Below are 25,958 nucleotides of genomic sequence, written 5' to 3'. Positions count from 1 at the left end.
TGAAGGGAGTTTTCGGTGGCGCGTACCGCGAGCGCGAATGCGCTGTTGGCGGCACGTGTGCCTCCGCTACTCGTGACGAGCGAGGATCGTCCGTCACCGAGACGCCGATCGTGCCGAGACCTGTGCGGGGGGCGAAACGGGCGCGGTGTGTTTTCGCGTTCGGGTGTCGTTCCTGTCGCTGTTTCGGACGCGGATGTGGTGTGTCATGCGTGTTCACCGGGTCTTGTTCGGTCGGGGGCCGGTTCCGTCCGGGTGGCCGGTCGGGCTTGTTTCCGGGAGCGCGTCGTCGACGTGCCGCAGCCGCCCCGCTCCCGCGGTCAGGGGTGGGGACCTCGAATGACGAGAGGGTGCGAGATGTTGGGAGTCGACGAACAGAACCAGGCCGGGGAGTTGGAACCGGTTCAGCGCAAGTCCACGGCGGCGATCGTCGCCGATCAGTTGCGTTCGGCGATCATGTATGGCTCGTTGGCTCCGGGGAGTCAGCTGGGTGAGGCCGATCTCGCCACGCAGCTGGGTGTCAGTCGTGGGCCGCTGCGGGAGGCGATGCAGCGCCTCGTTCAGGAAGGACTGCTGCACAGTGAACCCCACCGGGGTCTGTTCGTGACCACGATGGAGCCCGAGGATGTCCACGATGTGTATGTCGCGCGGCTGGCGGTCGAGCGCAGCGCGTGTGAGCAGATCGTGCGGCATCACCGGGTGGACGCGGTGGCGGAGCTGACCGGGGCGCACGCCAAGATGGTCGCTGCCGTGGCCAAGGATGACCGTGACGGGCTCACCGAGGCCGATCAGGAGTTTCACGAGACGCTCGTGGCGGCTTCTCGCAGCCCTCGGCTGCAGCGGATGGCGCAGACGTTGTTGGTGGAGAAGCGGATGTGTCTGGCCGCGTTGGTTGATACGTATCCGGCGGACACGCAGGCGTTGGTCGATGAGCACAAGGGGCTGGTGGATGCGATCGAGGCCGGGGACGAGCGGTTGTTGCTGTCGCGGTTGGAGGAGCACATGAACGATGCGTTGCAGCGGTTGACGGCTTCGTTCGAGCAGTAGACGCACCCGCGTATCCGGGCGGCCCGTCGTGGCGGCGACGGCGCCGCTCGGATACGGGAGTGCGCCCCTGTCACAGCCCGCCGACGGCGATGTATTTGGTTTCCAGGTATTCGTCGATGCCGATCTTGCCGCCTTCGCGGCCGATGCCGGACTGTTTGACCCCGCCGAAGGGTGCGGCGGCGTTGGAGACCACGCCCTGGTTGAGTCCGACCATGCCGGTCTGCAGTGATTCGCTGACGCGGAGCGCGCGTGGCATGTCCCGGGTGTAGGCGTAGCTGACCAGCCCGAACTCGGTGTTGTTGGCGGCGGTGATGGCTTCGTCCTCGTCGGTGAAGGTGCTGATCGGCGCTACGGGGCCGAACACTTCTTCACTGGTCAGGCGGGCGGCTGGGGGAACATCGGTCAGGACTGTGGGTGGGTAGTAGTAGCCGGGCCCGGTTTCGGCTTTGCCGCCGGTGAGTACGCGCGCGCCTTGGCCGACGGCGTCGTCGACGAGTTCGGTGACTTTGTCGAGTTGGGCGGAGTCGATCAGTGGGCCGACTTCGACGTCGTCGCCGACGCCGCGTCCCAGGCGCAGTGCTCGCATGCGCCGGGTGAGTTTGTCGGTGAATTCCTCGGCGATGTCGCGGTGCAGGTAGAAGCGGTTGGCCGCGGTGCAGGCTTCACCGATGTTGCGCATCTTGGCCAGCATGGCCCCGTCCACGGCGGCGTCGACGTCGGCGTCGTCGAAGACCAGGAACGGGGCGTTGCCGCCGAGTTCCATGGATGTTTTGAGTACTTGTCGGGCGGATTGTTCGATCAGGGTGCGTCCCACCGGGGTGGAGCCGGTGAAGGTGAGTTTGCGGGCGCGGGGGTCGGTGATCAGCGGGCGCATCACCTCGTCGGCGTGCCGGGCGGTGATGATGTTGAGCACGCCGTGGGGCAGGCCCGCTTCGGTGAGGATCTCGCCCAGGGCCAGCATGGTCAGCGGTGTCTGGTGGGCGGGTTTGATCACCATGGTGCAGCCCGCCGCCACGGCGGGCCCGATTTTTCGGGTGCCCATGGCCATGGGGAAGTTCCAGGGGGTGACCATCAGTGATGGTCCGACCGGTTGGCGTGTGACCAGCATCCGGCCGCTGCCGTTGGGTGAGACGGTGTAGTCGCCGTCGATGCGGACGGCTTCCTCGGCGAACCAGCGGAAGAATTCGGCGGCGTAGGTGACTTCGGCGCGGGATTCGGCCAGTGGTTTGCCCATTTCCAGCGTCATCAGCAGGGACAGGTCCTCGTGCCTGCTGGTGATCGCCTCGAAGGCGCGCCGCAGGATCTCGCCGCGTTGCCGGGGCGGGTGCGACGCCCAGGAGGGCTGGGCCCGGTCGGCGGCGTCGAGCGCGCGCAGCGCGTCGTCGGCGGTGGCGTCGGGCACGGCGCACAGGGTTGTGGTGGTGGAGGGGTCTTCGACGTCGAAGGTGCGTTCCGCGGCGGCGGACTGCCATGTTCCGTCGATGAGCAGACCGCGGGGCACGGCGTCGAGGACGGTGTTTTCCCTGGGGTGGTGCGGCTGGTCGTCGGTGTGCATGACTTGATGATGCCTTTCGGTGTTCGGGGCGGGACAGTCGACGGGCCCGATGGTGGCGTTCGGTGTCGGCTGGGGCGCGTTGCGTGGTGACCGGTGGGGCTGTGGGGCTCGTCGGGTGATTCCGGGGTGCCTGTCGGGTGATGGCCCGTTTCAGTGAGGGTGGGGGCGCGGATAAATTACCGGGCATGAGCGATTGGTCGGCGAAGCAGCCGAACGGACGAGGCTCGGCGTCTCGCGGGCAGCAGCGGGGCGGATACGACTACTACCGTGCCGGTGGTTCGCGCGGAGGGAGGTCGTCGCCCCGCGGGCATTCCGATTCCGGTGCGGCTTCGACTCCCAAGCGCGGGAAGAAGCGACGATGGGGCCGCGGGATCGGTGTCACGCTGCTGCTGGTGGTGCTGCTGCTGGTGGGGCTCGTGGTCTATGTCGACAGTTCGCTGCAGCGCACCGACGCGTTGGCCGACTACTCGGGACGGGTCGAGGACACGCCCGGCACGAACTGGTTGTTGGTGGGCTCCGACAGCCGCGAGGGGCTCGACGAGTCGCGGCGTGAGGAGCTTTCGGCGGGCGATGCGGGGGGCAGGCGCACCGACACCATGATGCTGATGCACATTCCCGCCGGTGGGGGCAAGCCGGTGCTGGTCAGTCTGCCGCGGGATTCCTCGGTGCCCATCGCCGGGCACGGGCGGAACAAGCTCAACGCGGCGTTCGCGTTCGGTGGCCCGCGGTTGCTGGTGCGCACGGTGGAAACGATCACCGGGGTGCGCATGGATCACTACGCCGAGATCGGCCTGGGGGGATTCGCCAATCTGGTCGAGTCGGTCGGCGGGGTCGAGATGTGTCTGGACCAGCCGCTGAACGACCCCAAGGCGGGGGTGAACCTCTCAGCCGGGTGCCAGCGGCTCGACGGGTCGCAGGCGTTGGGATTCGTGCGCAGCCGCGCCTACGCCGAGGGGGACCTGCAGCGGGTGGAGAACCAGCGCAGACTGCTGGGCGCGTTGATCGACAAGACCACCAGCCCGGCGACGTTGCTCAACCCGTTCCGGATGTTTCCGTTGATCTCGGCCACCGGGGACACGTTCCTGCTCGACAACGGTGATCACGCGTGGCACCTGGCGGGGTTGGCAACAGCGATGGGTGACATTTCCTCCGGCGAGGGACTGTCGGGCACGGTGCCCATCGCCGGGTTCGGCAGGCTCAACGGCCAGTCGGTGGTGCGGTGGGATTCGCAGCGGGCGTCGCGGCTGTTCGAGGCCATCGCCGCCGACCGGGCGGTTTCCGAGCGGATGCTGGGCTAGCGGGGCCACCGGACGGGCACCGGCTGGTGGCCGGTGCCCGTCCGGACTCGGGGTGTGTGCCGAGGAGACGGGGCCGCGGGTGTCACGGGGCCGTGGTGGCGAACCGTTTCAGCGCGGCCATGTCGCCGTTGAACAGGTTCTGGTCGCCGGGAAACGTTCCCCGGTTGTCGTGTTGCCAGATCGCGTGACTGCCCCAGCCGGCGGGAAGTTCACCCACCCGTGGGCCGTATCGTGCCACCCACAGTGGATTGTTGCCCGCGAAGTCGGGGTTGGCCGCGGTGCAGGTGTTCCACCAGTGGCGGGTGGTGTAGATGGCGGGGAAACGGCCGGTCAACGCGCGGTAGGTGTCGCTGAACTCGGCGATCCAGTCGGACATGGCGGCGGGGGAGAGTCCGTAGCAGTGGTCGGGCCCGTACGGGTTGTACTCGATGTCCAGCGCTCCCGGCAGGGTGTGCCCGTCGGGGGACCACCCGCCGCCGTTGGCGACGAAGAACCGTGCCTGTTCGGCCGCGCCGGACAGGTCGGGGCGGCCGAAGTGGTAGGCCCCGCGCAGCATTCCCACGCGCAGCGCCCCTTCGTACTGCGCCGAGAAGGTCGGGCTGCGGAACCCGGTGCCTTCGGTGGCTTTGACGTAGCTGAATCGGGCGCCCCGGCGCCAGGCGGAGTTCCAGTTCACCGTGCCCTGGTGCCCGCTGACGTCCATCCCGGCGACGGTGGCGCCGGAGGTGAGGGGGCCGGGGGTGTGGGTGGCCGCGGCGGCGGGTGTGGCCAGTCCCACCACGGTGACAGCGAGCACACCGGCCAGGCGGGCGGCGCGGTGCGGTTTCGTTCCGGGGCGTCGACGTGATCGGTTGGCTGCGGAGCTGACATCGCTCACGACGGTGATCCTCCTCGATGATTCGGGTGGTGACGACCGCGCGTTCAAACACGCACCGTGTCGCCGTGACCCGGCTGGGAGGCTACCGAAAGCGCCACGTCAGACCCCGTCACACGCGCCGGGGAGAACTCGATTGGATATTCGCCGACGGCTCGGGTACCCATCGGGGGATGGCACAACGAGCGAGTAACAATCGTGGCCCGAGTGGGCGTGGTCAATCGGCCGAACCGACCAATCGCACCGCCCAGGGGCTACGCGACCAACTCAGGTCGATGCACGGCGCCAGCTACGGGCGCTACAAGTCGCTGACCGGCACCTGGTCCTTCGACGGGTTCACGCTGCAGGTGCAGCGGGTCCAGCCTGATCCCTACGCCCCGGCCAGTCGCTGCGAAGTCCGCGTCACCCCCGAACACGCCGGGTTTCCCCCTGATCTGTGGTCCAGCCCGGCACGAGCCCGCGGGCTCGCCGGGGTGCTGGTGCGGGCGGTGCACCGCCGACTCAAGGACAGCAAACTCAGCGTCGACGCGGGCAGGCAACAGGTCCTCGACCGCAGCGCCTGCCAGATCGTCGACGGCACCGTGATCCTGCGGCTGGGCATCGACATGCCCGGACGTGGACGCAGCATCGACGGCAAGCAGGCCGAGCAGGCGCTGTGCCGCGATCTGCCCGACACCGTCGAGGCCGCGCTGCGGTGGCACACCGCCGACCAGTCCCGGGTGCGCGAGTTCGTCGACTCCATCGAGGACACCGACGCGCTGCGGCACCAGCTGGCCCCGCACAACCTGGTGGCCTTCGTCGCCGACGGCGCGGTGCTTCCCCGCCGCAGCGGCATCGACGACCGCCCGCTGCAGCAGGCAGTGCCCTTCTCCTCCCCGGAATCGTTGCGGGTGGAGTTCGACCTGCCCAACCGGGGGCGCGTGTCCGGCATGGGCATCCCCGAAGGCATCAGCCTGATCGTCGGCGGTGGTTTCCACGGCAAGTCCACCCTGCTGCGCGCTTTGGAGCACGGCATCTACGACCATGTTCCCGGCGACGGCAGGGAACTGGTGGTGTGCACCCCCGACACCGTCAAGGTCCGCGCCGAGGACGGCAGGCGCGTGCACCGCGTCGACGTCAGCCCCTTCGTCAGCCACCTGCCCACCGGCTCGGACACCAGCGACTTCTCCACCGACAACGCCTCGGGCTCGACCTCGCAGGCAGCCTCGATCGTCGAAGCGGTCGAAGCCGGCTCGAACGCGCTGCTGCTGGACGAGGACACCGCCGCGACCAACCTGATGATCCGCGACGCGCGGATGCAGGAACTGGTGGCCAAGGACTCCGAACCGTTGACACCGTTTCTGGACCTCATCCGCCCGCTGCATCAGCGGCACGGGGTGTCGACCGTGATGGTCATGGGCGGCTCCGGTGACTACATGGACGTCGCCGACCGGGTGCTGATGCTGGACTCCTACCGCTGCTACGAGGTCACCGACCGAGCCCGCGCACTGGCCACCACACCCACCGGGCGGCACCGGGAAGCCGAGACGTTTCCCGACACCCGCGCCCGCGTGCCCGACCCCAAGTCGGTGGAGACCGACCGGCCGAAGGTGCGTTCACGCGGCACCGACGCGTTGACCCTGGGACAGTCCACCGTGGAACTGCGGGCCGTGGAGCAGCTGGTCGACCCCAGCCAGGTCACCGGCATCGGTCTGGCGCTGGTCACCTGCGTCCGCTCCGGCATGCTCGACGGCAGCCGCACCGTGCACGAGGTGCTCGACGCCTACGACGCCGAAGTCGCCAAACGCGGCATCCACGCCGTCGACGACCGCTACGTCGGCGATTTCGCCGTGCCGCGTCGTTTCGAACTCGCCGCCGCGCTCAACCGGCTGCGCACACTGCGTGTCGGGGCCTTCCGGGACTGAGAGAACCCCGCCCGCACCGTGGCAGGCGGGTTTTCCCCGCACACCGAGGTGGGCACCCTGGCACCAAGGACCCCGGGACGTCGACGGCGTCACATCCGCACCGTGGTCCGAAGGAGGCCGACCATGGGCAACCGTGATGCGTTCGACAGCGACACGGTCTACACCGACCGCGCCCACGCGGGGCGTGTCCTGGCCGGACAACTGGCCCAGCACCGGCTGGTCGACCCGGTGGTGCTGGGGCTGGCCCGTGGTGGGGTGCCGGTGGCCGTGGAAGTGGCCGCGGCGCTGCACGCCCCGGTGCGGGCCTGCGTGGCCCGCAAGATCGGCGCACCCGGCCAGCCGGAACTGGCGTTGGGTGCGGTGGCCGCGCAGGGCCCACCCACCTACGACCAGCGGCTGCTGCGGGCCTTCGGGCTCGACGCCGAACAACTCAGCCCCCAGTGCGAACAGCAACGGGCCGAGGCCCGCAGGCAGGAGCGGGCCTACCAGCACGAGGCGCCGGTGGAGCTGTCCGGCCGGGACGTGATCGTCGTCGACGACGGGCTGGCCACCGGCGCCACCGCCCGTGCTGCGATACGGCGAGTCCACCAGGAGGAGCCGGCCCGCGTCGTGCTGGCCGTGCCGGTCGGATCCCCCGAGGCCGTGGCGGCGCTGTCCGGCGAGGTCGACCTGCTGGTGTGCCCCAGCAGCCCGAGATCGTTCACCGCGGTGGGGCAGTGGTACCGCGACTTCCAGCCGGTCACCGACGACGAGCTGCACCGGCTGCTGGGCCACGGCGTGCCCCAGTAGCCCCCGTTGTCCGGTTCCTCCCGTGGGGCGGGTGGGTTACCCGAACGGCGACGTGAGATGGGTCGGCAGCTGTGCTGGTGCCGTTCGACGTGCTGCCCGACCGGCAGGCCCGCCGATCGGTCCTCGTCCTGCTAGTCGAACCCGCGCCGTACGTACAGCTGGAACCAGTGCACGCACCCGTCCTCGAAGTGACCGGCGGACCATGGCCCGCACCCGCGGTATCGCAGTCGCCTGCGGGAAAAATCCGTTCGTCGGCTTGTGGGACGGGGTGATGCCCGTTCGGGTTCCGCTCTGGCCCGGTGGGAAGGCTCAGCCTCCGAGAAGCTCCGCCACGGGCTGTCGCGGGTCGTACGCGGCCCATCCCGGGTTCCCGGTGCCGGCGAACTCGACCCAGGCGGTGTGCACCCGGTCCGCGAGGCCTGCTGGGGCGGGGTCGGGGCCGAGCAGGCCCGTGTCACCGTGCAGCCACGGTTTGTCGGCGGTGTCGAAGACGAAGGGAAGTTCGACGGTGTGGGTGGCGCCGAGTCGTCCGGTCAGGGCCGTCGAGCGATACCCGAACGAGTAGACGTGTGTGCGGCCGCCCGAGATCCGTGCGTGGGCTTGCGCCATGCGGGTCGTGCCGGCTCCGAACAGCGCCTCCCCGAGCATCGCAGAGCGCAGCTCGCCCGGTGTCGCGTTCGGCAGTGCCGCGCGGTGCGCGGCGACCGCGGTCTCCGGGGCCGCGTACAACCTGGCGGCGAGGGAGAGCACGTCTTCCTTATCTCCAGGAAGCGCTCGTCCGGGATCGCGGCAAATGCTTCGGCCGTTGGTTCGACGCCCAGCGTGGCGGCGACCGTGGTGGTGACCCGTCGCGCCTGTTCCGGGGTGAAGGTGCCGCTGCCGCTCTGGATGATCGCCCGCCGGAACAGGCCCTTGGCCTCCGGCGTCGCGAGTAGCGCTCCGACGAGTGTGGCGCCCGCGGACTGGCCGAAGATCGTGACGTTGTCCGGGTCACCGCCGAACGTCGCGACTGTGGCGCGTATCCAGCCGAGCGCGGCGAGCACATCGAGCAGCCCGCGGTTGGCCGGGGCGCCTTCCAGGTCGAGGAAACCGGGTATGCCGAGACGGTAGTTCACCGTCACGAGGACGATGCCGTCGCGGGCGAACGCGTCGCCGTCGTAGAGCGCGGCGCGGCTCGAGCCGGCGACGAATCCGCCGCCGTGCACGAAGACCATGACGGGGCGCCTGCCGTCGTCGGTCGCAGGCGTGCTGACGTCGACGGTCAGGTATTCCTCGCCCCGGACCCAGCCAGGCCCGAAGTAGGGGGTCATGTCGAGCCCGCCGAAGTCGCGGACCGGTTGGGGAGCTGTCGGCGGGGGCTGCGTGCCGTCGCGGACGCCGGACCAGCCCGGGTGCGGAACGGGCGGTGCGAAACGGCGTGCGCCGATCGGTGCTGCCGCGTAAGGGATGGCGCGGTAGAACTCGCCGGAGGCGTCGCGGACGCCGCGCACGGCACCCGCCGGGGTTTTGACGACCGGGTTCGCGTAGTGGGGCACGGGAAACGCTTCCTTTCCGGGAGTATCAGGAGATGGGGGAGAAGGCCGCCCACTCCTTGATCGCGAACTTCGACCCGTTGCGCGTGACCTCCGCGGCGCCGTGACCGCCGAAGTGCGCGGGGAAAACGAGCGCGTTGTTCTCAGCGGCGTGGCCGAGCAGCTCGTGTCGGGTGGCTCGGGACTCGGCCGGGGCCTCGCAGAAGCAGGAGTTGGTTTCCGGCTCTGCGATCTGCAGCGCGGTATGCACCAGGTCCCCGACGAACAGGGCCCGGTCGTGGCCGGACTCCAACGCGAGCACGGACGAACCGGGGGTGTGTCCGGGAGCGAGAGCGAGCCGCAGGTTCTTGTCGATCCGGTGCGACCCCTCCCACAGGTGGGTCAGGCCGGCCTGGTGGACCGGCGTGACGCTGTCCTCGAAGACGTTCTGGTTCCCGCGGCCCAGCACGGACCTGTTCTCGTTGGCCGGGTCCCAGAATTCGAAGTCCCGCCGCGTCATCAGGTAGGTGGCGTTCGGGAAGGTCGGTACCCAGGTACGGCCGTCGAGCCGGGTGTTCCAGCCGACGTGGTCGACGTGCAGGTGCGTGTTGACCACGATGTCGACATCCTCGGGCCGCACCCCGGCGGCGGCGAGGTTGTCGAGGTAGCTCGTGTCCAGACGGCTCCACACCGGCGAGTACGGCCGTTCCTTCCGGTTGCCCACGCCGGTGTCGACGAGGATCGTGCGCCCCTCGCTGCGCAGCAGCCAGGACTGGATCGCCGAGTGGCACTCGTCCGTTCCAGGGTCTCAGAAGTCGGGCGCCAGCCAGTCGCGGTGCTCGTCCCACGAGCCGTCAGGACTGTCCGGGAAGAACTCGCCCGGTGTCATCCCGACCGAGCCGTAGAACTCCTTGACGCGGGTGACGGTGACCTCGCCCAGGGTGATCTGCTCGGGATTGCGCTCCATGTGCTCCGTCCCTGTTCGGGTGATGTGGTCGAATGACACCGATCCTGGACACGCGGCCGTGCACGAGCCACTCCCGCGTTGTCCTACCCCTCGTGGGGTGTGGCTCGGATCGGCCCGTGCCCCGCATACTGGCGGCATGGACGGACCCGGCCCACTCGGCGATTTCCTGCAGGCCAGACGGGCGCTGCTGCGACCGGAAGACGTCGGTCTGCGCGATTTCGGTCCCCGCAGGCGGGTGGCCGGGCTCCGGCGTGAGGAACTGGCACAGCTGGCGGGCGTCAGCGTTTCGTACTACACGAGGTTGGAGCAGGGCCTGTCCCGCGGCGCCTCGACCGAGGTGCTCGAGGCGATCGCCCGCGCCCTGCTGCTCGACGAGCACGAGTGCGAGCACCTCACCCGGCTCGCCGAGGCCGCCCGCCGCACACCCCGCGCGCGCCGCCCCCCGGCCCGAGAAGCTTGCCGACGAGACGCGGGACCTCCTGCGCGCCGTGGACGGCGTCCCGGCACTGGTGCTTGGTCGACGTACGGACGTGCTGGCGTGGAACGCCCTCGGGCACGCCCTGCTGGCGGGGCACCTGGACTTCCACAGCCCGGACAACCCGGCGGGGCGGCCGAACACGAGTCGGATGCTGTTCCTGGATCCACACTGCCGGGAGCTGTACACGGACTGGAAGCGCAAGGCCCGCGCGGTGGTCGGCAACCTGCGTATCACCGTCGGCAGGCACCCGCAGGACCCACTGCTCGCGGAACTGATCGGCGAACTGACGATGAACAGCCCGGAGTTCGTCGCACTCTGGAACGACCACCGCGTGGCACCCTGCGACGCCACCTCCTACGAACTGCACCATCCCGTCGTCGGCACGGTGACAGTGACACAGCAGACACTGGCGATCGCCCGCTCACCGGAACAGGTGCTGATCGTGTGCACGACCTCCACCGGCTCCCCCTCCGAGGAGGCTCTCGCACTGCTCCGGCAGACGAGCAACGGCCAGGCCGCTCACGCGGACAACGTGGATGCTCCGCTGCGGACACCTCGCTAGGTGAGAAGGGTTCGCGCCCGCAAGCGGATGTGCGGCAACAACACGACGATCCGGCCGCGCCCACTCCCCTCGAGACCGCATCCGTCCACCGTAGAAGCCCCGAGCCCCCCGCCCTTGAGGAGAGCTTCAGCGCTGCGGGGGCCCACTGTGCCACCACCCCGACACCGCCACATCGGTATTGGCCAGGATGGACAGCGTGATCACCGTGGGACCACACCACGACCAGCCACGCCGATCGGGAGTGTGACGTGAGTAGCGGCCGGGCCTTCGAACCGTCACCGGGTGTCGAGTCGCTGCTCGACGAACTGCTGCGTGCCCGCGGGGATGACACCGGCAGCGACACCACCCACCGCGGGCAGACCGGTGTGCTCGACGAGCAGGCCCGCACGGTGCTGTCCACAGCCGTGCACGCCGCCCGCGACTGGGGGCACACCGCCCTCGACGACACCCACCTGCTGTGGGCACTGACCCAGACCGGCCCCACCGCCTCGATGCTGCGTGAGACCGGGGTGGCCGTGGACCGGCTGGCCCGCAGCCTGCGCACCCTGGCCGGAGCGCACGAGGCCACCGGCGGCTCGGCCGACCCGCGCCCCTGGCTGACCAGCGCCGCACGGCACGCCCTGCTGGGTTCCTACCGGCAGGCGCGGCACGAGGGCGCCGCCCAGCTCGGGACGCGGCACCTGCTGCTGGGCGTGGCCACCGACGCCGACTCCGCGGCTGGCCGTGCCCTGGCACGGGCGATCGAACAGGGCGAGCACCACCGGACCGGCCCCGCCGAGCACACCGAGCAGGACCACCACGACACCACCCAGCCCGCCACGCCGTGGCTGGACGAGTTCGGTGTGGACCTCACCGCCCGCGCCGCCGCGGGCGACATCGACCCCGTGACAGGGCGAGACCACCAGATCGACCAGATCGTGGAGGTGCTGGCACGGCGCGGTAAGAACAGCCCCGTGCTGCTGGGGGAGGCGGGGGTGGGCAAAACCGCCATCGTGGAAGGACTGGCCCACCGCATCAGCACCAACACCGCGCCGCCGCTGCTGGCGGGCCGTCGACTCGTCTCCCTCGACGTCACCGGCCTCGTCGCGGGAGCGCAACACCGGGGGGACTTCGAACGGCGGCTGCGGGAACTGCTGCGTGAAGTCACCGAACACCGACAGGACCTGATCGTGTTCGTCGACGAGATCCACGTGCTGATCGGCACCGGAGCCGGTGACGGCGCGCTGGACGCGGCCACCGTGGTCAAACCCGCCCTGGCACGTGGCGAACTCCCCCTGATCGGCGCCACCACCACCGAGGAATACCGCAGGCACATCGAAAAGGACCCGGCCCTGGAACGACGGTTCCACCCCGTCACGGTGCCCGAACCCACGGTGGCCGAGACCACCGCGATCCTGCGGGGACTGCGGCAGCGCTACCAGCAGCACCACCACATCCGCATCGACGAACGGGCGCTGCGGCACGCCGCCGCGCTGGCCGAGCGCCACATCCCCGACCGTTTCCTGCCCGACAAGGCCGTCGACGTGCTCGACCAGGCCTGCGCCCGCCTGCGGCTGCGGCACGACCGCGCCCCCACCGGCACCGCCACCCGGCCGCTGCTGGGAACCGACACCGTCACCGAAGTCGTCGCTGAGCGCACCGGCCTGCCGCTGACCGAACTCGGCACCACCGAACGCGTCAAACTCCGCGAACTCGACACCCGACTGTCCGAACGCGTCATCGGCCAGCCACAGGCCACCCGCACCGTCGCCGACGCCATCCGCCGCGCCCGCACCGGCCTGTCCGACCCGGACCGCCCGTTGTGCAGCTTCGTGTTCACCGGCCCCACCGGGGTGGGCAAAACGGAACTGGCGCGGGCGCTGGCGGCCGCGCTGTTTTCCGACAGCGACCGCACGGTGCGGTTCGACATGGGCGAATTCCAGGAAAAACACAGCGTGTCCCGCCTGATCGGCGCCCCACCCGGCTATCTCGGACACGACGAACCCGGCCAACTCACCAACAGCATCCGCACCCACCCCTACAGCGTGCTGCTGCTCGACGAGATCGAAAAATCCCACCCCGACATCCTCAACACGCTGCTGCAGGTACTCGACGCGGGAAGACTCACCGACTCCAACGGCACCACCGTGGACTTCAGCAACACCGTGGTGATCATGACCTCCAACATCGGAGCCGAGCAGGCACTGCTCGCCGCCGAGCCCGACCAGCCCCCGTTCGACCCCGTCGCCGCGCTGAGCGCGCGGCTGCGGCCCGAGTTCGTCAACCGCATCGACGAGATCGTGCCGTTCCAGCCGCTGACCACCGACGCGCTGGTCGACATCGCCGAGTCGCTGCTGGAACACACCCGACAGCGGCTGCGCACCCGGGGGATGCGGCTGGATATCACCGAGCGGGCCGTGGGATGGCTCGTGCACCGTGGCGAACACCGCGAGTTCGGGGCGCGGCAGCTGCGGCGGGTCATCGAACGGGAACTGCACAACCGCATCGCCACCCTGCTGACCGAGCACCCCGCCCCGGAGGGCAAGACCGTGCACGTCGACCTCGACGAGCAGGACACGCCGACCGTGCGGCTGGCCGGGGCACAGCGGCACGCCGACGGCGAGCGCCCCACCGAGCCGGACCGAGCGAGCACACCGGTCACCACCCCGGCCGGCGGCGACGGTGCCACGATGGGGCCATGAGCGATCAACCGCGCTACCCGTGGATCTCGTTTACCACCGACTACGGCACCGCCGACGGATTCGTCGCCGCCTGCCGAGGAGTGCTGGCCCGCCACGCCCCCGGCGTGCCGGTCCTCGACATCAGCCACCACATTCCGCCGCAGGCGATCACCGCCGCCTCGGCGGTGCTGACCCAGACCGTGCCCTACCTGCCCACGGCGGTGCACCTGGTCGTCGTCGACCCCGGTGTGGGAACCGCTCGACGCGGCATCGCACTGGAAACCACCTCCGGCAGCCTGCTCGTCGGGCCGGACAACGGTGTGCTGCTCGCCCCGGCCGACCGGCTCGGCGGGATCACCACCGCCGTGGAACTGGCCGAACCGGACTGGTGGCTGCCCGAGGTCTCGGCCACCTTCCACGGGCGCGACATCTTCGCCCCCGTGGCCGCGGCCGCCGCGCTGGGCGCCGACATCCGCACAGCGGGCCCCGCGCTCTCCCCCGAACAACTCGTGGCAGCCCCCACGCCCCACTCCAGCAGCCACGGCCGAAACGTGCGGGCACAGGTGATCACCATCGACCACTTCGGCAACCTGCAGCTGGCGCTGCCCGCGACGCGGGCACCCTGGCACCACGGCGACCCGCTGCTGATCACCACCCCCACCGGCCGGTTCACCGCCCGGTACGGCCGCACCTTCGGCGACGTCGCCGAAGGCGACTGCCTGGTCCTGCCCGACTCGGCCGGACACCTGGCCGTGGCCGTCAACACCGCCTCGGCCGCCGCCCACCTCGACATCGACCGCGACCAGCTCCTCGACATCACACCCGCCGACCAGGACACGTAATCACCACGACCCCACACCACGACACCGCCGCGTCACCCGGCGGCAGCGCTGTCGTTGTCCCCACACCCCACCAGGAGCCGACCATGACCACCGGGATCCGCCCCCGCGGATGGCGCCCACCCCGGGCCCGTCGCACACAGCCACGACGACTCGCCGCCCCGCACCTGCTGCCGGTCAACGGGCTCGGCCCCGAAGACGTCGTGCTCGACGAACACGACCGGATCATCACCGGCGTCGACGACGGCCGCCTGCTCGCCCTCGACCAGGACGGGCGGCAGCTGCGGGTGCTGGCCGACACCGGCGGCCGTCCGCTGGGCATCGAAACGCTGCCCGACGGGGCGCTGCTGGTCTGCGACGCCGAACGAGGGCTGCTGCGAATCGACCCGCGGCACGGCCACGTCCACACCCTGCTCGCCAGCGGCGGCCCGGTACGGCCGGCGCTGTGCAACAACGCCGCGGTGGCCACCGACGGCACCGTGTACTTCAGCGACTCCTCCCGCCGGTTCCCACTGTCCCGGTGGCGGCACGACCTCATGGAACACTCCGGCACCGGCCGGTTGTGGCGCCTACCGCCGGACGGGCCCGCCGAGGTGCTGCTCGACGGGCTGCAGTTCGCCAACGGGGTGGCACTGACCCCCGACGAGACGAGCGTGGTGGTGGCCGAAACCGGCGCCTACCGGCTGCGCCGCGTGACACTGACCGGGCCCCGCGCGGGCAGCAGCGACACGATGCTGTCGGCGATGGCCGGTTTCCCCGACAACATCTCCACCGGCACCGACGGGCTGATCTGGGTGACCCAGGCCGCGGCACGCAGCCACCTGCTCGACACCGCCCACACCCACGCCCCGGCGCTGCTGCGCCTGGCCGCCGCACTACCGCGACCGCTGCAGCCGCAGCCCGCCGAAACGCTGTGGCTGCTGGCCGTCGACACCCACGGGCGAGTGGTGCACGAACTCGCCGCCCCGGTGGGCGACTTCGGGATGGTCACCGGAGTGCGCCAGCACCGGGGCACGCTCTACCTCGGCAGCCTGACCAGCCGCGCCGTGGCCACCCTGCCGCTGGAGCCCGCGACCCCACACTGACGCAACCACCGGCGGTGAACATCCCCGACCGCGCCGCGTGCTGCCCGGCTGATCGTTTCAACACCAACCACAACGGGTAACCCGAACACGGCCCACCCGGGCCGAGCCCCACCCAGGGCACCGGCACCCGGTGAGCACACGATCACGAAAGGGGAGACCCGCCGTGCCCGCACACACCCTGGCGCACAAACTCATCGCCGACCACCTCGTCGACGGCCACATGACCCCCGGCAACGAGGTGGCGCTGTCGGTCGACCAGACCCTGACCCAGGACGCCACCGGCACACTGGTCATGCAGGAACTGGAATCGCTGGGGCTGCGGCGCGCCCACACCGAGGTCAGCGTGCAGTACGTCGACCACAACCTGCTGCAGGCCGACGAGAAGAACGCCGAGGACCACGAATTCCTGCGCACCGCCGCGCAGCGCTACGGGCTGTGGTACTCCAAACCCGGCAACGGCGTGTCCCACCCCACCCACATGCAGCGGTTCGGCATCCCGGGCAAATCCATGGTCGGCTCCGACTCGCACACCTGCGCCGCCGGATCACTGGGCATGCTCGCCATCGGAGTGGGCGGACTCGAGGTCGCCCTGGCCATCGCAGGCGAGCCCCTGCGCCTGCGCATGCCCGAAATCTGGGGAGTACGCCTGACCGGGCAACTACCACCCTGGGTCTCGGCCAAGGACGTCATCCTGGAAATGCTGCGCAGACACACCGTCAACGGCGGGGTCGACCGCATCATCGAATACCACGGCCCCGGCCTGGCCGACCTGTCGGCCATGGACCGCCACGTCATCGCCAACATGGGTGCCGAACTCGGCGCCACCACCACCGTGTTCCCCGCCGACGAGGCCGTGCGGCGGTTCCTGCGCGCCGAAGGACGCGAACACGACTTCACCGAGCTGGCCGCCGACCCCGACGCCGCCTACGACCTCACCGACGAAATCGACCTGACCGGCCTGCAGCCGCTGATCGCCCAACCCTCCGCGCCCGACAACGTCGTCCCGGTCAGCGCCGTCGCCGGCCGCGAGGTGAGCCAAACCGTGATCGGCTCCTCGGCCAACCCGGGACTGCGCGACTTCGCGGTCCCCGCCCGCATGCTGCGCGGCCGCTCCACCAGCGACGCGGTCAGCGTCGACATCAACCCCACCTCCCGCGAGATCCTGCAGGACCTGGCACGCTCCGGTGCCGTCGCCGACCTGATCGGCGCGGGAGCACGCATCCACCAGTCCGGCTGCATGGGCTGCATCGGCATGGGCCAGGCCCCGGCGGTGGGGCAGAACTCGCTACGAACGTTTCCCCGGAACTTCCCCGGCCGCTCCGGCACCCCCGAGGACTCGGTGTGGCTGTGCTCACCGGAAACCGCCGCTGCCGCCGCGCTGACCGGCACCATCACCGACCCCCGGGAACTGGCCGAACGGCTCGGCCTCACCGACGACACCGTCGAAGAACCCGAACACAGCGCCGTCAACACCGCCATGCTGCTGGCACCGCCCGAAGAAGCCGAGTCGCTGCGCACCCGGCCTGTCAAAGGCCCCAACATCTCCGCCCTGCCGGACCTGGCGCCAGCGCCACGGCGTCTCGAAACGGCCGTGCTACTCAAAACCGGCGACAACGTCTCCACCGACGAGATCTCACCGGCCGGTGCGCAAGCGTTACCGCTGCGGTCCAACATCCCGGCACTGGCCGAGTTCACCTTCACCCGACTCGACCCCGACTACCCCCAGCGGGCCCGCCAACACCACCACCCGCACGCGGTGATCGGCGGCGACAACTACGGGCAGGGCTCCTCCCGGGAACACGCCGCCATCACACCCCGCCACCTGGGACTACGACTGGTGGCGGCCAAATCCTTCGCCCGGATCCACTGGCAGAACCTGATCAACTTCGGCATCCTGCCGCTGGAATTCACCGACCCTGCCGACTACGACGACATCGGCCACGGCGATGTGCTTCGCCTCGACGACCTGCACCGGCAGCTGCCCGAGCACCACACACTGACGCTGCACAACACCACCCGCGGCACCGACTACCGAATGGGCCACCGGCTGTCCCCACGCCAGGTCAACGCCGTGCTGGCCGGTGGGATCATCCCCATGCTCGCCGAAACCACCCCACACAGCGGCCCCTGACCTCGCATGTATCCGCCGATCCGACGACACAGCGGTTGTAGCACCACCAACGGGGCCACTACGGTGGGAACCACATCTGGCGAACAGTAGTCAAAGCGCGACACAGCGTAATCACACAACACGCCGTGCCCGCCACCCTCCTCGCCACCCGGCGGACGCCGCAGGAGGAAACGTGATCGTTTCTCGACCCACCCCACAGTCGGTCCACAGCGACCAGCCCGACACCGCCCCGGCGAGCCCGCCACACCCGACCGTGCCCACCAGACGAGCGGGTGAGGAGGAACTCGCACAGGGACAACACCGGCTCGACCCGGCGCTGCGCATGTCGGTGCAACGCCCCGCCCCCGGAGTGGTGGTGGTGAGTATGAACGGAGACATCGACCTCGCCGCGGCACCCCGAGTCACCGAACTCATCCGGCAACGCCTCACCGCTGCCGCCCTGCGAACACTGATCGTGGACCTGAGCACGGTCTCGTTCATCGACACCACCGGAGTCGAACTGCTCCTCAAAGCCCAACGCCGCGCCGACCGACGCGGCATCGACATGCACGTGGTCCCCGGGCAGGGCTGCGTGGCCCGCCTACTCGACCTCACCGGCATCAACGCCAGCCTGACCTGCCACGACAGCGTCACCACCGCGCTGGCACACGCCCACAACCAGTAGCGAACCGCAGCCGCTCACCACCCCTGCGCCCCCGCCAAGCAACGAACCCTCACCGAGCTACGAATGCCCGGGGAAGGCCACGCGCCGCCGCATCACCTCCACCTCCGACATCACCCTCGACCATCACCAGCCGCCCGACCAAATCGGGCCGCCGCGCGGCGAGCAGCAACGCGGTGTGCGCACCCATCGACTGGCCGACCACAGTCACCGGTCTTCCGATAGCACACGCCGAAAAACCAACGGTTAACTCTGTTTCGCCAGGTCAGGGACGGATGTGAGGCCGTGGCTACCAACCCCGTGCTCAACCCGCTGCCGGTGGTGTGCAGCACGAACCACGGAACGGCGATCAGCGTCATCGTAGAGCCGACCGTGGCGACCCCGCTCGCGGCGACCAGGGCGGCCAGTGGCGTCCTGCTCATCGACGACCTCCCCATGCATCAAGTGGGACAGTGCTGTCGGGGACTGCTAGCATTTCCACGCCGTTCGTCGGGACCAGCCACGCGACGCGCCTTCAGCCGCCCGACGCGAGACACCGTTTCGGAGCCACCGCACCCATGCGACCCGTCGTCACCGAACGCCTTCTGCTCCGCTCGTTCACCGAGTCCGATCTCGACGACCTGCACGAGATCCAGCGACGCCCGGACGTCACCCGTTACCTGTTCTTCGACGCGCGCTCCTGGGAGGAGACGAAGACGGCGCTGGACAAGCGGGGCGGCGAGACCGAACTGACCACCGAGGGCCAGAACCTGGCGATCGCCGTGGAGCTGCGCGAGACCGGCCGGGTCATCGGGGACTTCAACCTGGAGTGGGTCAGCGCCGAGCTGGGTCGCGCCGAGATCGGGTTCGTGATGAACCCCGACCACAGCGGCCGCGGCTACGCCACCGAGGCCGGACGCGAGGTGTTGCGCCTGGCCTTCGAGCACTATGGGTTCCACCGGGTCGTCGGCCTTTGCAACGGGAACAACCACAGTTCCCAGCGCCTGATGGAGCGTCTCGGGATGCGGCGCGAGGCCTTCTTCGTGCAGGGCGAGATACTCAAGGGCGAACGCGCCGATGTCGCCGTCTACGCGATGCTCGCCACCGAGTGGGAGCAGGGCGCCACCGCGGCCCGCTCCGAGGGGCGGGCCGCGCGCGGCTGATCCGGGCACCGCCACCTCAGCTCCGGTTCCACAGGCCTCCTCGAAGGGGGTGGCGACCTTCGAGCCGTCGCCGCGAGGCAGAAAGTCCTCCAGCGCCACGTACTTCTCGCGCAGCAGCCGCTTGCGCACCTTGCCGGTCACCCCTGAGGGAAGTCCTCCTTGGGCCTGTACCCGGCAGTGGTGGTCGGGCCCTTCGTCGCGAACAGGCCGATCTCACCCGGCTCGGCGCGGGTGCCGTCCTTGCGCAGCACCACCGCCTCGGCCACGGCGTCGGGACGGCCGATACAGCGGTCGTTGCGCTGCGAGGTCAGCGACTGGGGCCGGACCATATCGCGCGACGCGTGGCTCGCAGCTCGGTTTCCAGCTCGACGATCCGGCGTTTGGCCGCAGCCAGCTCCGTCTTCTCACCACGCCGCGGCGGTTCGGGCCCACTCGCCCGAGTAACCGGCCAACCCGTGCAGAAACACCACCGTCCGCGGCCCGAAACCGTCCACGCGGTAGCTGATCCGCAGACCCCCAGACCACGCACTCCGCACACCCGGATCGTTGCCGACACGCCCCGCCTGCCTCCAGTGCTCACTCACCCACGCATCGTCACACGAAACACCGGAACGAACGCACCGATCCAGTCTGAAAAGTGAAACTCTCACGCCGAGTGCGATAATCACCCGGTGAATAACACCGAACGCCCCATGCCACCCCTCGACGCCGACGAACGCAGCGTGCTCGAAGGGTGGCTCGACTTCCACCGCGCCACCCTCGCCCGAAAATGCGAAGGACTGGACGACACCCAGGCGGCCACCGCCACCGTGGCACCTTCCGAACTCACCCTGACCGGCCTCGTCCAGCACATGGCCGAGGTGGAACGCACCTGGTTCCGCCGAATCCTGGCCGCCGAGGAACTGGCCACCACCCACACCGAGCAGGCCCGAACCGACGGAACCGACGGCGGATTCGAACTGGCCGAGCACGCCACCCTGCACGACGCCCTGAACACCTGGCGCACCGAGGTGGAACACGCCCGCCGCAGCTGCCGCGAGCACTCGTTGACCGACACCGGCGACCTCGGCGGCCAGCACGTCAACCTGCGCTGGATCTACGTGCACATGATCGAGGAATACGCCCGCCACAACGGCCACGCCGACCTGCTGCGCGAACGCCTCGACGGCACCACCGGCATCTAGCCACACCCACCACGAAACAACCGGCGACACCGAACCGATGTCCGGGAACCCCCACCGGGGCCACCCGGACACATCGGCACCGAAACCGCGACCGGAACGACGCTCACAGGGCCCGCTCAGCCCGGATGAGCCCCCACCGCGTCCCGCAGCTGATCGGCCATCGACGCACCAGCCTGCCGCGCACAATGCGCGCAGCAGAAGAACTGCCCGGAATCCTCCACACCGTGCCCGAGCACACGGCACCCACAGTGCTCGCAGGACGGAGCCAACCGGTGCGCCGCGCACTCGAACGAGTCGAACACATGCACCTGATCACCCGCCGTACGCACCTCGAACGTCATCCAGTAGTCATTGCCACAAACCTCACACGACGCCATGACGCCCCCCTCGGAACCAACGACCGTAACAACCACAGCATGCGACCCCCACCCTGATCACGACAACCACACACGCCGATACCCAGCGCATTCGTGCCCCACTCGGCCGCACCACGCCCGACCCCACCCCGGGCCATGATCGACAATGAGACCCGTGGCCACCCCACACCACCAACGGGGACGGCCGAAGCCAGGACCAGGCGAGGAGGGCGATCGTGGACCGGTTCCGGGAATTCCTGCGCACACAGATCCTGCACGACCTGGAACGCCTCACCGACGCCCGACGCGACGGCGAATCCGGCACCCCCACCTGCTCCACCGCCCGCATCACCCGGGGATTCCGCGAATGCGAACTCAAAGCCCGCATCCTCGACCAGCACCGGCACTGCGGCACCGGCCACGGCCCCTGCGACGCCCTCAACACCTCGTTCCCCCACGAGGACGAACGAGGATGCCTCACCCGAGCCCTGCTCGGGCTGCCCTACAACGACCGCCCCGGCTACCACCACCGGTGGCGCCCCTGAACACCACGCGGCCACACCACGCGCCACCTGAAACAGGGAAACCACCTCCAACCACGAGCGGAACGGACAACGAGCCCCGCCGCGACGCCACCTACGTCACCGCCAGTCAGTACATCGTCGACGGTGGCCTGGCGAAACGATAGGAACCACAGTCCGCGACAACACCCCGGCCGAAGCGGTCCACAGCGGTTATCCTCACCCGATGAGCGCTCACCGCGCCGACGACCCCGTGCCACTGCGCTCCGCACAAGGGCGGTGGATCATCCTCGCCACCATGCTCGGCTCCGGAGTCGCCTTCCTGGACGGCTCGGTGGTCAACGTCGCGCTACCCGCCATCAGCCGTGACCTCGGCGGCACCTTCGCCCTGCTGCAGTGGGTGCTCGACGCCTACCTGCTGACACTGAGCTCACTACTGCTGCTGGGAGGGGCGCTCGGGGACCGATACGGCCGCAGACGCGTCTTCAGCGCCGGGCTGGTGCTGTTCACCCTGGCCTCACTGGGCTGCGGGCTGGCGAGCGGGGGAGCGGAACTGATCACCGCCCGGCTGGTGCAGGGCATCGGTGGTGCACTGCTGGTTCCGGGCAGCCTCGCCCTGATCAACGCCTCCATCAGCCAGGACGACCGCGGTAAAGCCGTCGGCACCTGGGCGGGACTGACCGGCATCGCCGCCGCGATCGGCCCCTTCGTGGGTGGGTGGCTGGTCGACACCGCCTCCTGGCGCTGGGTGTTCCTCATCAACCTTCCCATCGCCGCGATCGCCCTGCTGGTCACCCGGCGCCACGTTCCCGAGACCCGCGACCCCACCATCTCGGGACCGCCCGACCTCACCGGCGCGATGGCGATCACGCTCGGACTGACCGGTGCCGTGTACGCGCTGATCGAAACCCCCACACACGGCTGGAACCCGGTCACCGTGCTCGCGGCACTCGTCGGAACAGCGGGTCTGCTTACCTTTCCGTTCGTCGAGGCGAAGCAGTCCGCACCGTTGCTTCCGCTGTCGCTGTTCCGCTCGCGCCAGTTCGTCGGGGCCAACCTCACCACGTTCACCGTCTACGGTGCCCTGAGCTCGGCGTTGTTCCTGCTGTCGTTGCAGCTGCAGCAGACGCTCGGCTACTCGGCGATGGCCGCGGGAATCGCCACCTTGCCGATCACCGTGGTCATGCTGCTGCTGTCCAGCAGAATGGGAGCACTGGCACAGCGGATCGGTCCGCGGTGGCCGATGACCATCGGCCCGCTGGTGTGTGCCTGCGGGCTGGTGCTGATGACACGTGTGACGCCCGGAACGTCCTATGCGACGACCGTGCTGCCCGCCGTGCTGATCTTCGGCCTCGGACTGTCGGTCACCGTGGCACCGCTGACCTCGGCCGTACTGGCCTCGGTCGGACGCGAACACGGTGGTGTCGCCTCCGGCGTCAACAACGCCATATCGCGGATGGCCGGGCTGCTGGCGGTGGCGGTACTGCCACCGCTGGCGGGACTGTCCGGAATCGCCGCGGGACAACCGCTGGGGCAGGGGTACGCAACGGCCATGTTCATCTCCGCCGGACTGTGCGTGGCAGGGGCCGTGACAGCGGCGGTCGGTGTCGAAAACGCCGCCCGGGTGCGTTCACTGCCGCTGCCGGCCGTGAACCACGCCTGCCAGGATCCGTGCACCCGGAATCCTCGGTGAGCACGCCACCGGTCGGCGCCGGTGCGAAAAGTCGACACACCAAATGATGGATAATATTTGTTATCCACGTTTCATGGGAGTGGACGGAGGTTCGGCTCGGAGTGGGGACGTGTCGGTTCGGTGTGTCTCGACCGACATCGGCACGAGCACGGTGACACGCTCCGATTTCTCTCCGCACGAGACAGCGTCATCACGGTGACGAATCCGCGCTTCCACGGACCCATGGACATCCCGAGATCATCGTCCCGGCCCGCCAGGCAGCGGAAGCACCGTCGGAGTCGTCCTGAAGGCCCTGATAATCCACATGTCAGCTAGCTGAGCGGGCACTCAGCACCTGCGGGCACCGCCAACAGTCTCCGGTGGAAGGTGAAAGAACGCCGAGAGCGGTCGCCGCAACCACCGGATACACCGGGCACGAATTTAGCCGATAAGACACATTATGTTAAGTAATGGATTTCGCGACGGCGAGTCCACTCTTCTCCGCGCTGTGCCACTGTCCGGTACGGACGCGGGAAGTCCGGGAGAAGCGTCGGTGTCCGACTCGTGGTCGTGCTGCTCGGTACCTGCGGCGCGGATTACTTCGAGTACGAGTCGAGGCCGAACATGTGGAGAACCTCTCGATTCGTCACGAGAACGGTTATCGGGTCGTGGTGACTGTCCGTCGCGGGACAGCGCGGGGAAGTCGAACACGAGGTACGGGTTCACTGACCGGCACTGCGAGGTACCACTTCCCCACCGCGCTGGGCGGTGACGATTCGTGCGGTTCAGCCGTGTGCCGCTCGGGTGCGTACTGCGGTGACGAGTTGGGCGTTGTCGTCGGCGATGGTGCCGTCGGGAAGCAGCAGGGTGTCTTCCAGACCGATTCGGGTGTGCAGGCCCTGTTGCTCTGCGAGGCGCAGTACCGGCCAGGCACCGGCGGCCCTGCCGTGCAGCAGGATGGGTGTGCGGGTGGGGCGGATTCGTGCCAGCAGTGTTTCGGCGGTGGCTGTCGCGCCCGTCGTGGTGGGGTCGACGACCTCGGCGAGGATGCGGAGTGCCTGCTCGCGGTGGGGCCATTCGGCGAAGTGCTCACCGGCCTCGGTTCCGGAGTGGATGCCGGCTTCGATGCCGATCCCGCGTTTCAGCAGTGCCTGGGCGATTCGTTCGGCGTCGGGTTCGTGCCAGTCGACCGAGGCGTGATCCGGGAGGACGGTCCAGCTCGCTATGGCGTCGAGTCGGGAGGGTGTGTCGGGGGTGGTCCAGGCGGTGGTGGGGATTCCCACTGTGATGCCCGGGGCGGCGGCGCGGATCGCGTTGACGGCGGCGGCCACCGTGGTGGCGTCGAGGCTGTCGGCACCGTCGGGGGTTTTGGGGTGTACGTGGACGTCCTCGGCGCCCGCGGCGATGCTGTGAGCTGCGGCCGCGGCGAGGTCCGGTGGTTGTACGGGTAGGTGGTGGTGTTCCCGAATGCCCCGGGGACCGTTGAGGCAGACCTGCAGCATGATTCCATTCTGCTGGATTGTGGTGTGTGGCGAAACACGGCGTGTGTCGTGCGGTGGTGGTGACCGGGTGTGTCGACCGTGTCGTTGGATTGTCGTACGGGGTTTCGGCTGAATCGGTTTCGTTTCGGTATGACCGGTGTCCGGGGTGTGATCCGTGGCGGGGGCGCCCGGTTCGTGGTGTTCGGGTGGATAGCATCGCTTCGGCAATACCCGGCGACCAGGAGAGAACTCCATGACTCGTTCCCCCGTTACCGTCACTGTCACCGGCGCTGCTGGTCAGATCGGTTACGCGTTGCTGTTTCGGATCGCGTCCGGCCAGCTCATCGGTCCGGATACCCCGATCAATCTCAGGTTGTTGGAGATTCCGCAGGCGGTCAAGGCCGCTGAGGGGACGGCGATGGAGCTGACCGACTGCGCGTTCCCGTTGCTGCGCAGTATCGAGGTCACCGATGACACGCGGCGTGCCTTCGAGGGCACCAACATTGCCTTGTTGGTGGGTGCTCGTCCCCGTACGCAGGGGATGGAGCGCGGTGATCTGCTCGAGGCCAATGGTGGCATCTTCAAACCGCAGGGTGAGGCCATCAATGCCAACGCGGCGGATGATGTGCGGGTCCTGGTCGTGGGCAATCCGGCGAACACGAACGCGTTGATCGCCCAGGCCCATGCTCCGGATGTGCCCGCGGAGCGTTTCACGGCGATGACCAGGCTGGATCACAACCGTGCGTTGGCGCAGTTGGCGATCAAGCTGGGTGTGGGTGTCGACGAGATCCGCAGGTTGGCGATCTGGGGTAACCATTCGGCGACGCAGTACCCGGATCTGTTCCACGCCGAGGTGGGCGGCAAGATCGCCGCTGAACAGGTCGAGCGGCAGTGGATGAGTGATGAGTTCATCCCGACCGTGGCCAAGCGTGGCGCGGCGATCATCGAGGCTCGTGGGGCCTCGTCGGCGGCGTCGGCGGCCAACGCGGCCATCGATCACGTGCACACCTGGGTCAACGGTACGGCCGAGGGTGACTGGACGTCGGCGGGTGTGGTTTCCGACGGTTCCTATGGTGTGCCGGAGGGGTTGATTTCGTCCTTCCCGGTGACCGCTCGGGACGGGCGTTACGAGATCGTTCAGGGACTCGACATCGACGAGTTCTCCCGTCCTCGTATCGACGCTTCGGTGCAGGAGTTGGTCGACGAGCGTGAGACCGTGCGCGGGTTGGGCCTGGTCTGATCCG

The 25,958-nt window shown here is 69.2% G+C and carries 20 protein-coding genes and 4 pseudogenes; 15 read left to right on the top strand and 9 right to left on the bottom strand.

Annotated elements, in window-relative coordinates:
• The first annotated feature begins 354 nt into the window (after nt 1-354).
• Nucleotides 355-1,044, top strand: a complete 690-nt coding sequence (locus tag BM150_RS11065) for a GntR family transcriptional regulator (RefSeq protein ID WP_092926742.1) — start codon at nt 355-357, stop codon at nt 1,042-1,044.
• A 70-nt stretch (nt 1,045-1,114) separates the two neighbouring features.
• Here BM150_RS11065 and BM150_RS11060 read toward each other — a convergent pair whose 3' ends face one another.
• A complete protein-coding gene (locus tag BM150_RS11060; RefSeq protein ID WP_092926740.1) occupies nt 1,115-2,599 on the bottom strand; it encodes an NAD-dependent succinate-semialdehyde dehydrogenase in 1,485 nt (494 codons plus the stop codon).
• A gap of 185 nt (nt 2,600-2,784) precedes the next feature.
• Between BM150_RS11060 and BM150_RS11055 the strand changes: the two genes are divergently transcribed.
• Nucleotides 2,785-3,897, top strand: coding sequence for an LCP family protein (locus BM150_RS11055; RefSeq protein ID WP_092926738.1), 1,113 nt, complete (start codon nt 2,785-2,787; stop codon nt 3,895-3,897).
• An 82-nt stretch (nt 3,898-3,979) separates the two neighbouring features.
• Here BM150_RS11055 and BM150_RS11050 read toward each other — a convergent pair whose 3' ends face one another.
• Nucleotides 3,980-4,774 carry a lysozyme gene (locus BM150_RS11050; RefSeq protein ID WP_217641558.1) on the bottom strand — a complete coding sequence of 265 codons (795 nt, stop codon included), beginning with the start codon at nt 4,772-4,774 and terminating at the stop codon, nt 3,980-3,982.
• Nucleotides 4,775-4,944: 170 nt separating this feature from the next.
• Here BM150_RS11050 and BM150_RS11045 point away from each other — a divergent pair, with 170 nt between their 5' ends.
• Both BM150_RS11045 and BM150_RS11040 read left to right on the top strand, forming a co-directional pair.
• A complete protein-coding gene (locus tag BM150_RS11045; RefSeq protein ID WP_092926736.1) occupies nt 4,945-6,675 on the top strand; it encodes an ABC-ATPase domain-containing protein in 1,731 nt (576 codons plus the stop codon).
• Nucleotides 6,676-6,798: 123 nt separating this feature from the next.
• Complete coding sequence (locus BM150_RS11040; protein ID WP_092926734.1) at nt 6,799-7,464, top strand: phosphoribosyltransferase; 666 nt, start codon at nt 6,799-6,801, stop codon at nt 7,462-7,464.
• Between the two features lie 309 nt (nt 7,465-7,773).
• Here the strand turns inward: BM150_RS11040 and BM150_RS11035 are convergent.
• Nucleotides 7,774-8,999 (bottom strand): annotated as a pseudogene (locus BM150_RS11035) (carboxylesterase/lipase family protein).
• Nucleotides 9,000-9,024: 25 nt separating this feature from the next.
• Nucleotides 9,025-9,942: pseudogene (locus BM150_RS11030) on the bottom strand (MBL fold metallo-hydrolase).
• Between the two features lie 136 nt (nt 9,943-10,078).
• On the opposite strand from BM150_RS11030, the pseudogene BM150_RS24915 reads away from it, so the two are divergent.
• The 6 genes and pseudogenes from BM150_RS24915 to BM150_RS11000 all read left to right on the top strand — a co-directional run bounded on the left by BM150_RS24915 (nt 10,079) and on the right by BM150_RS11000 (nt 18,361).
• Nucleotides 10,079-10,982 (top strand): annotated as a pseudogene (locus tag BM150_RS24915) (helix-turn-helix domain-containing protein).
• A 248-nt stretch (nt 10,983-11,230) separates the two neighbouring features.
• Entirely contained in the window at nt 11,231-13,663 is a 2,433-nt protein-coding gene (locus BM150_RS11020; protein ID WP_092926732.1) for an AAA family ATPase, read from the top strand.
• Nucleotides 13,660-14,484, top strand: coding sequence for an SAM hydrolase/SAM-dependent halogenase family protein (locus tag BM150_RS11015; RefSeq protein ID WP_092926730.1), 825 nt, complete (start codon nt 13,660-13,662; stop codon nt 14,482-14,484). Before BM150_RS11020 ends, BM150_RS11015 begins: the two co-directional genes overlap by 4 nt.
• A gap of 83 nt (nt 14,485-14,567) precedes the next feature.
• Complete coding sequence (locus tag BM150_RS11010; protein WP_092926728.1) at nt 14,568-15,566, top strand: SMP-30/gluconolactonase/LRE family protein; 999 nt, start codon at nt 14,568-14,570, stop codon at nt 15,564-15,566.
• Between the two features lie 163 nt (nt 15,567-15,729).
• Nucleotides 15,730-17,697 carry an aconitate hydratase gene (locus BM150_RS11005; protein WP_092926726.1) on the top strand — a complete coding sequence of 656 codons (1,968 nt, stop codon included), beginning with the start codon at nt 15,730-15,732 and terminating at the stop codon, nt 17,695-17,697.
• 172 nt (nt 17,698-17,869) lie between these two features.
• Complete coding sequence (locus tag BM150_RS11000) at nt 17,870-18,361, top strand: STAS domain-containing protein (RefSeq protein WP_245755422.1); 492 nt, start codon at nt 17,870-17,872, stop codon at nt 18,359-18,361.
• Nucleotides 18,362-18,452: 91 nt separating this feature from the next.
• Here the strand turns inward: BM150_RS11000 and BM150_RS23735 are convergent.
• Nucleotides 18,453-18,578: pseudogene (locus BM150_RS23735) on the bottom strand (alpha/beta fold hydrolase); the annotation flags it as partial.
• A 337-nt stretch (nt 18,579-18,915) separates the two neighbouring features.
• Between BM150_RS23735 and BM150_RS10995 the strand changes: the two are divergent.
• Nucleotides 18,916-19,500, top strand: coding sequence for a GNAT family N-acetyltransferase (locus tag BM150_RS10995; RefSeq protein ID WP_092926724.1), 585 nt, complete (start codon nt 18,916-18,918; stop codon nt 19,498-19,500).
• Nucleotides 19,501-19,637: 137 nt separating this feature from the next.
• Here BM150_RS10995 and BM150_RS10990 read toward each other — a convergent pair whose 3' ends face one another.
• Both BM150_RS10990 and BM150_RS10985 read right to left on the bottom strand, forming a co-directional pair.
• Nucleotides 19,638-19,829, bottom strand: a complete 192-nt coding sequence (locus BM150_RS10990; protein WP_092926722.1) for a hypothetical protein — start codon at nt 19,827-19,829, stop codon at nt 19,638-19,640.
• Nucleotides 19,830-19,904: 75 nt separating this feature from the next.
• On the bottom strand, nt 19,905-20,084 hold the full coding sequence (locus BM150_RS10985; protein WP_092926720.1) for an alpha/beta fold hydrolase: 180 nt from the start codon (nt 20,082-20,084) through the stop codon (nt 19,905-19,907).
• 87 nt (nt 20,085-20,171) lie between these two features.
• Here BM150_RS10985 and BM150_RS10980 point away from each other — a divergent pair, with 87 nt between their 5' ends.
• Nucleotides 20,172-20,684, top strand: coding sequence for a DinB family protein (locus tag BM150_RS10980; protein ID WP_092926718.1), 513 nt, complete (start codon nt 20,172-20,174; stop codon nt 20,682-20,684).
• A gap of 116 nt (nt 20,685-20,800) precedes the next feature.
• Here BM150_RS10980 and BM150_RS10975 read toward each other — a convergent pair whose 3' ends face one another.
• Entirely contained in the window at nt 20,801-21,061 is a 261-nt protein-coding gene (locus BM150_RS10975; protein ID WP_092926716.1) for a Prokaryotic metallothionein, read from the bottom strand.
• A gap of 215 nt (nt 21,062-21,276) precedes the next feature.
• Here BM150_RS10975 and BM150_RS10970 point away from each other — a divergent pair, with 215 nt between their 5' ends.
• Nucleotides 21,277-21,585 carry a DUF6221 family protein gene (locus BM150_RS10970; protein WP_092926714.1) on the top strand — a complete coding sequence of 103 codons (309 nt, stop codon included), beginning with the start codon at nt 21,277-21,279 and terminating at the stop codon, nt 21,583-21,585.
• A 202-nt stretch (nt 21,586-21,787) separates the two neighbouring features.
• A complete protein-coding gene (locus BM150_RS10965) occupies nt 21,788-23,254 on the top strand; it encodes an MFS transporter (RefSeq protein WP_092926712.1) in 1,467 nt (488 codons plus the stop codon).
• A 764-nt stretch (nt 23,255-24,018) separates the two neighbouring features.
• Here the strand turns inward: BM150_RS10965 and BM150_RS10960 are convergent.
• Entirely contained in the window at nt 24,019-24,735 is a 717-nt protein-coding gene (locus BM150_RS10960) for a 3-keto-5-aminohexanoate cleavage protein (protein WP_092926710.1), read from the bottom strand.
• A gap of 232 nt (nt 24,736-24,967) precedes the next feature.
• On the opposite strand from BM150_RS10960, the gene BM150_RS10955 reads away from it, so the two are divergent.
• A complete protein-coding gene (locus tag BM150_RS10955) occupies nt 24,968-25,954 on the top strand; it encodes a malate dehydrogenase (protein WP_092926708.1) in 987 nt (328 codons plus the stop codon).
• The last annotated feature ends 4 nt before the right edge of the window (nt 25,955-25,958 follow it).

Origin of the sequence: Actinopolyspora alba (genome assembly GCF_900112765.1) — a bacterium.
Taxonomy (GTDB): Bacteria; Actinomycetota; Actinomycetes; order Mycobacteriales; family Pseudonocardiaceae; genus Actinopolyspora; species Actinopolyspora alba.
The sequence above is the reverse complement of the archived record's forward strand: the minus strand, read 5'-3'. Positions and strand labels throughout refer to the sequence as shown.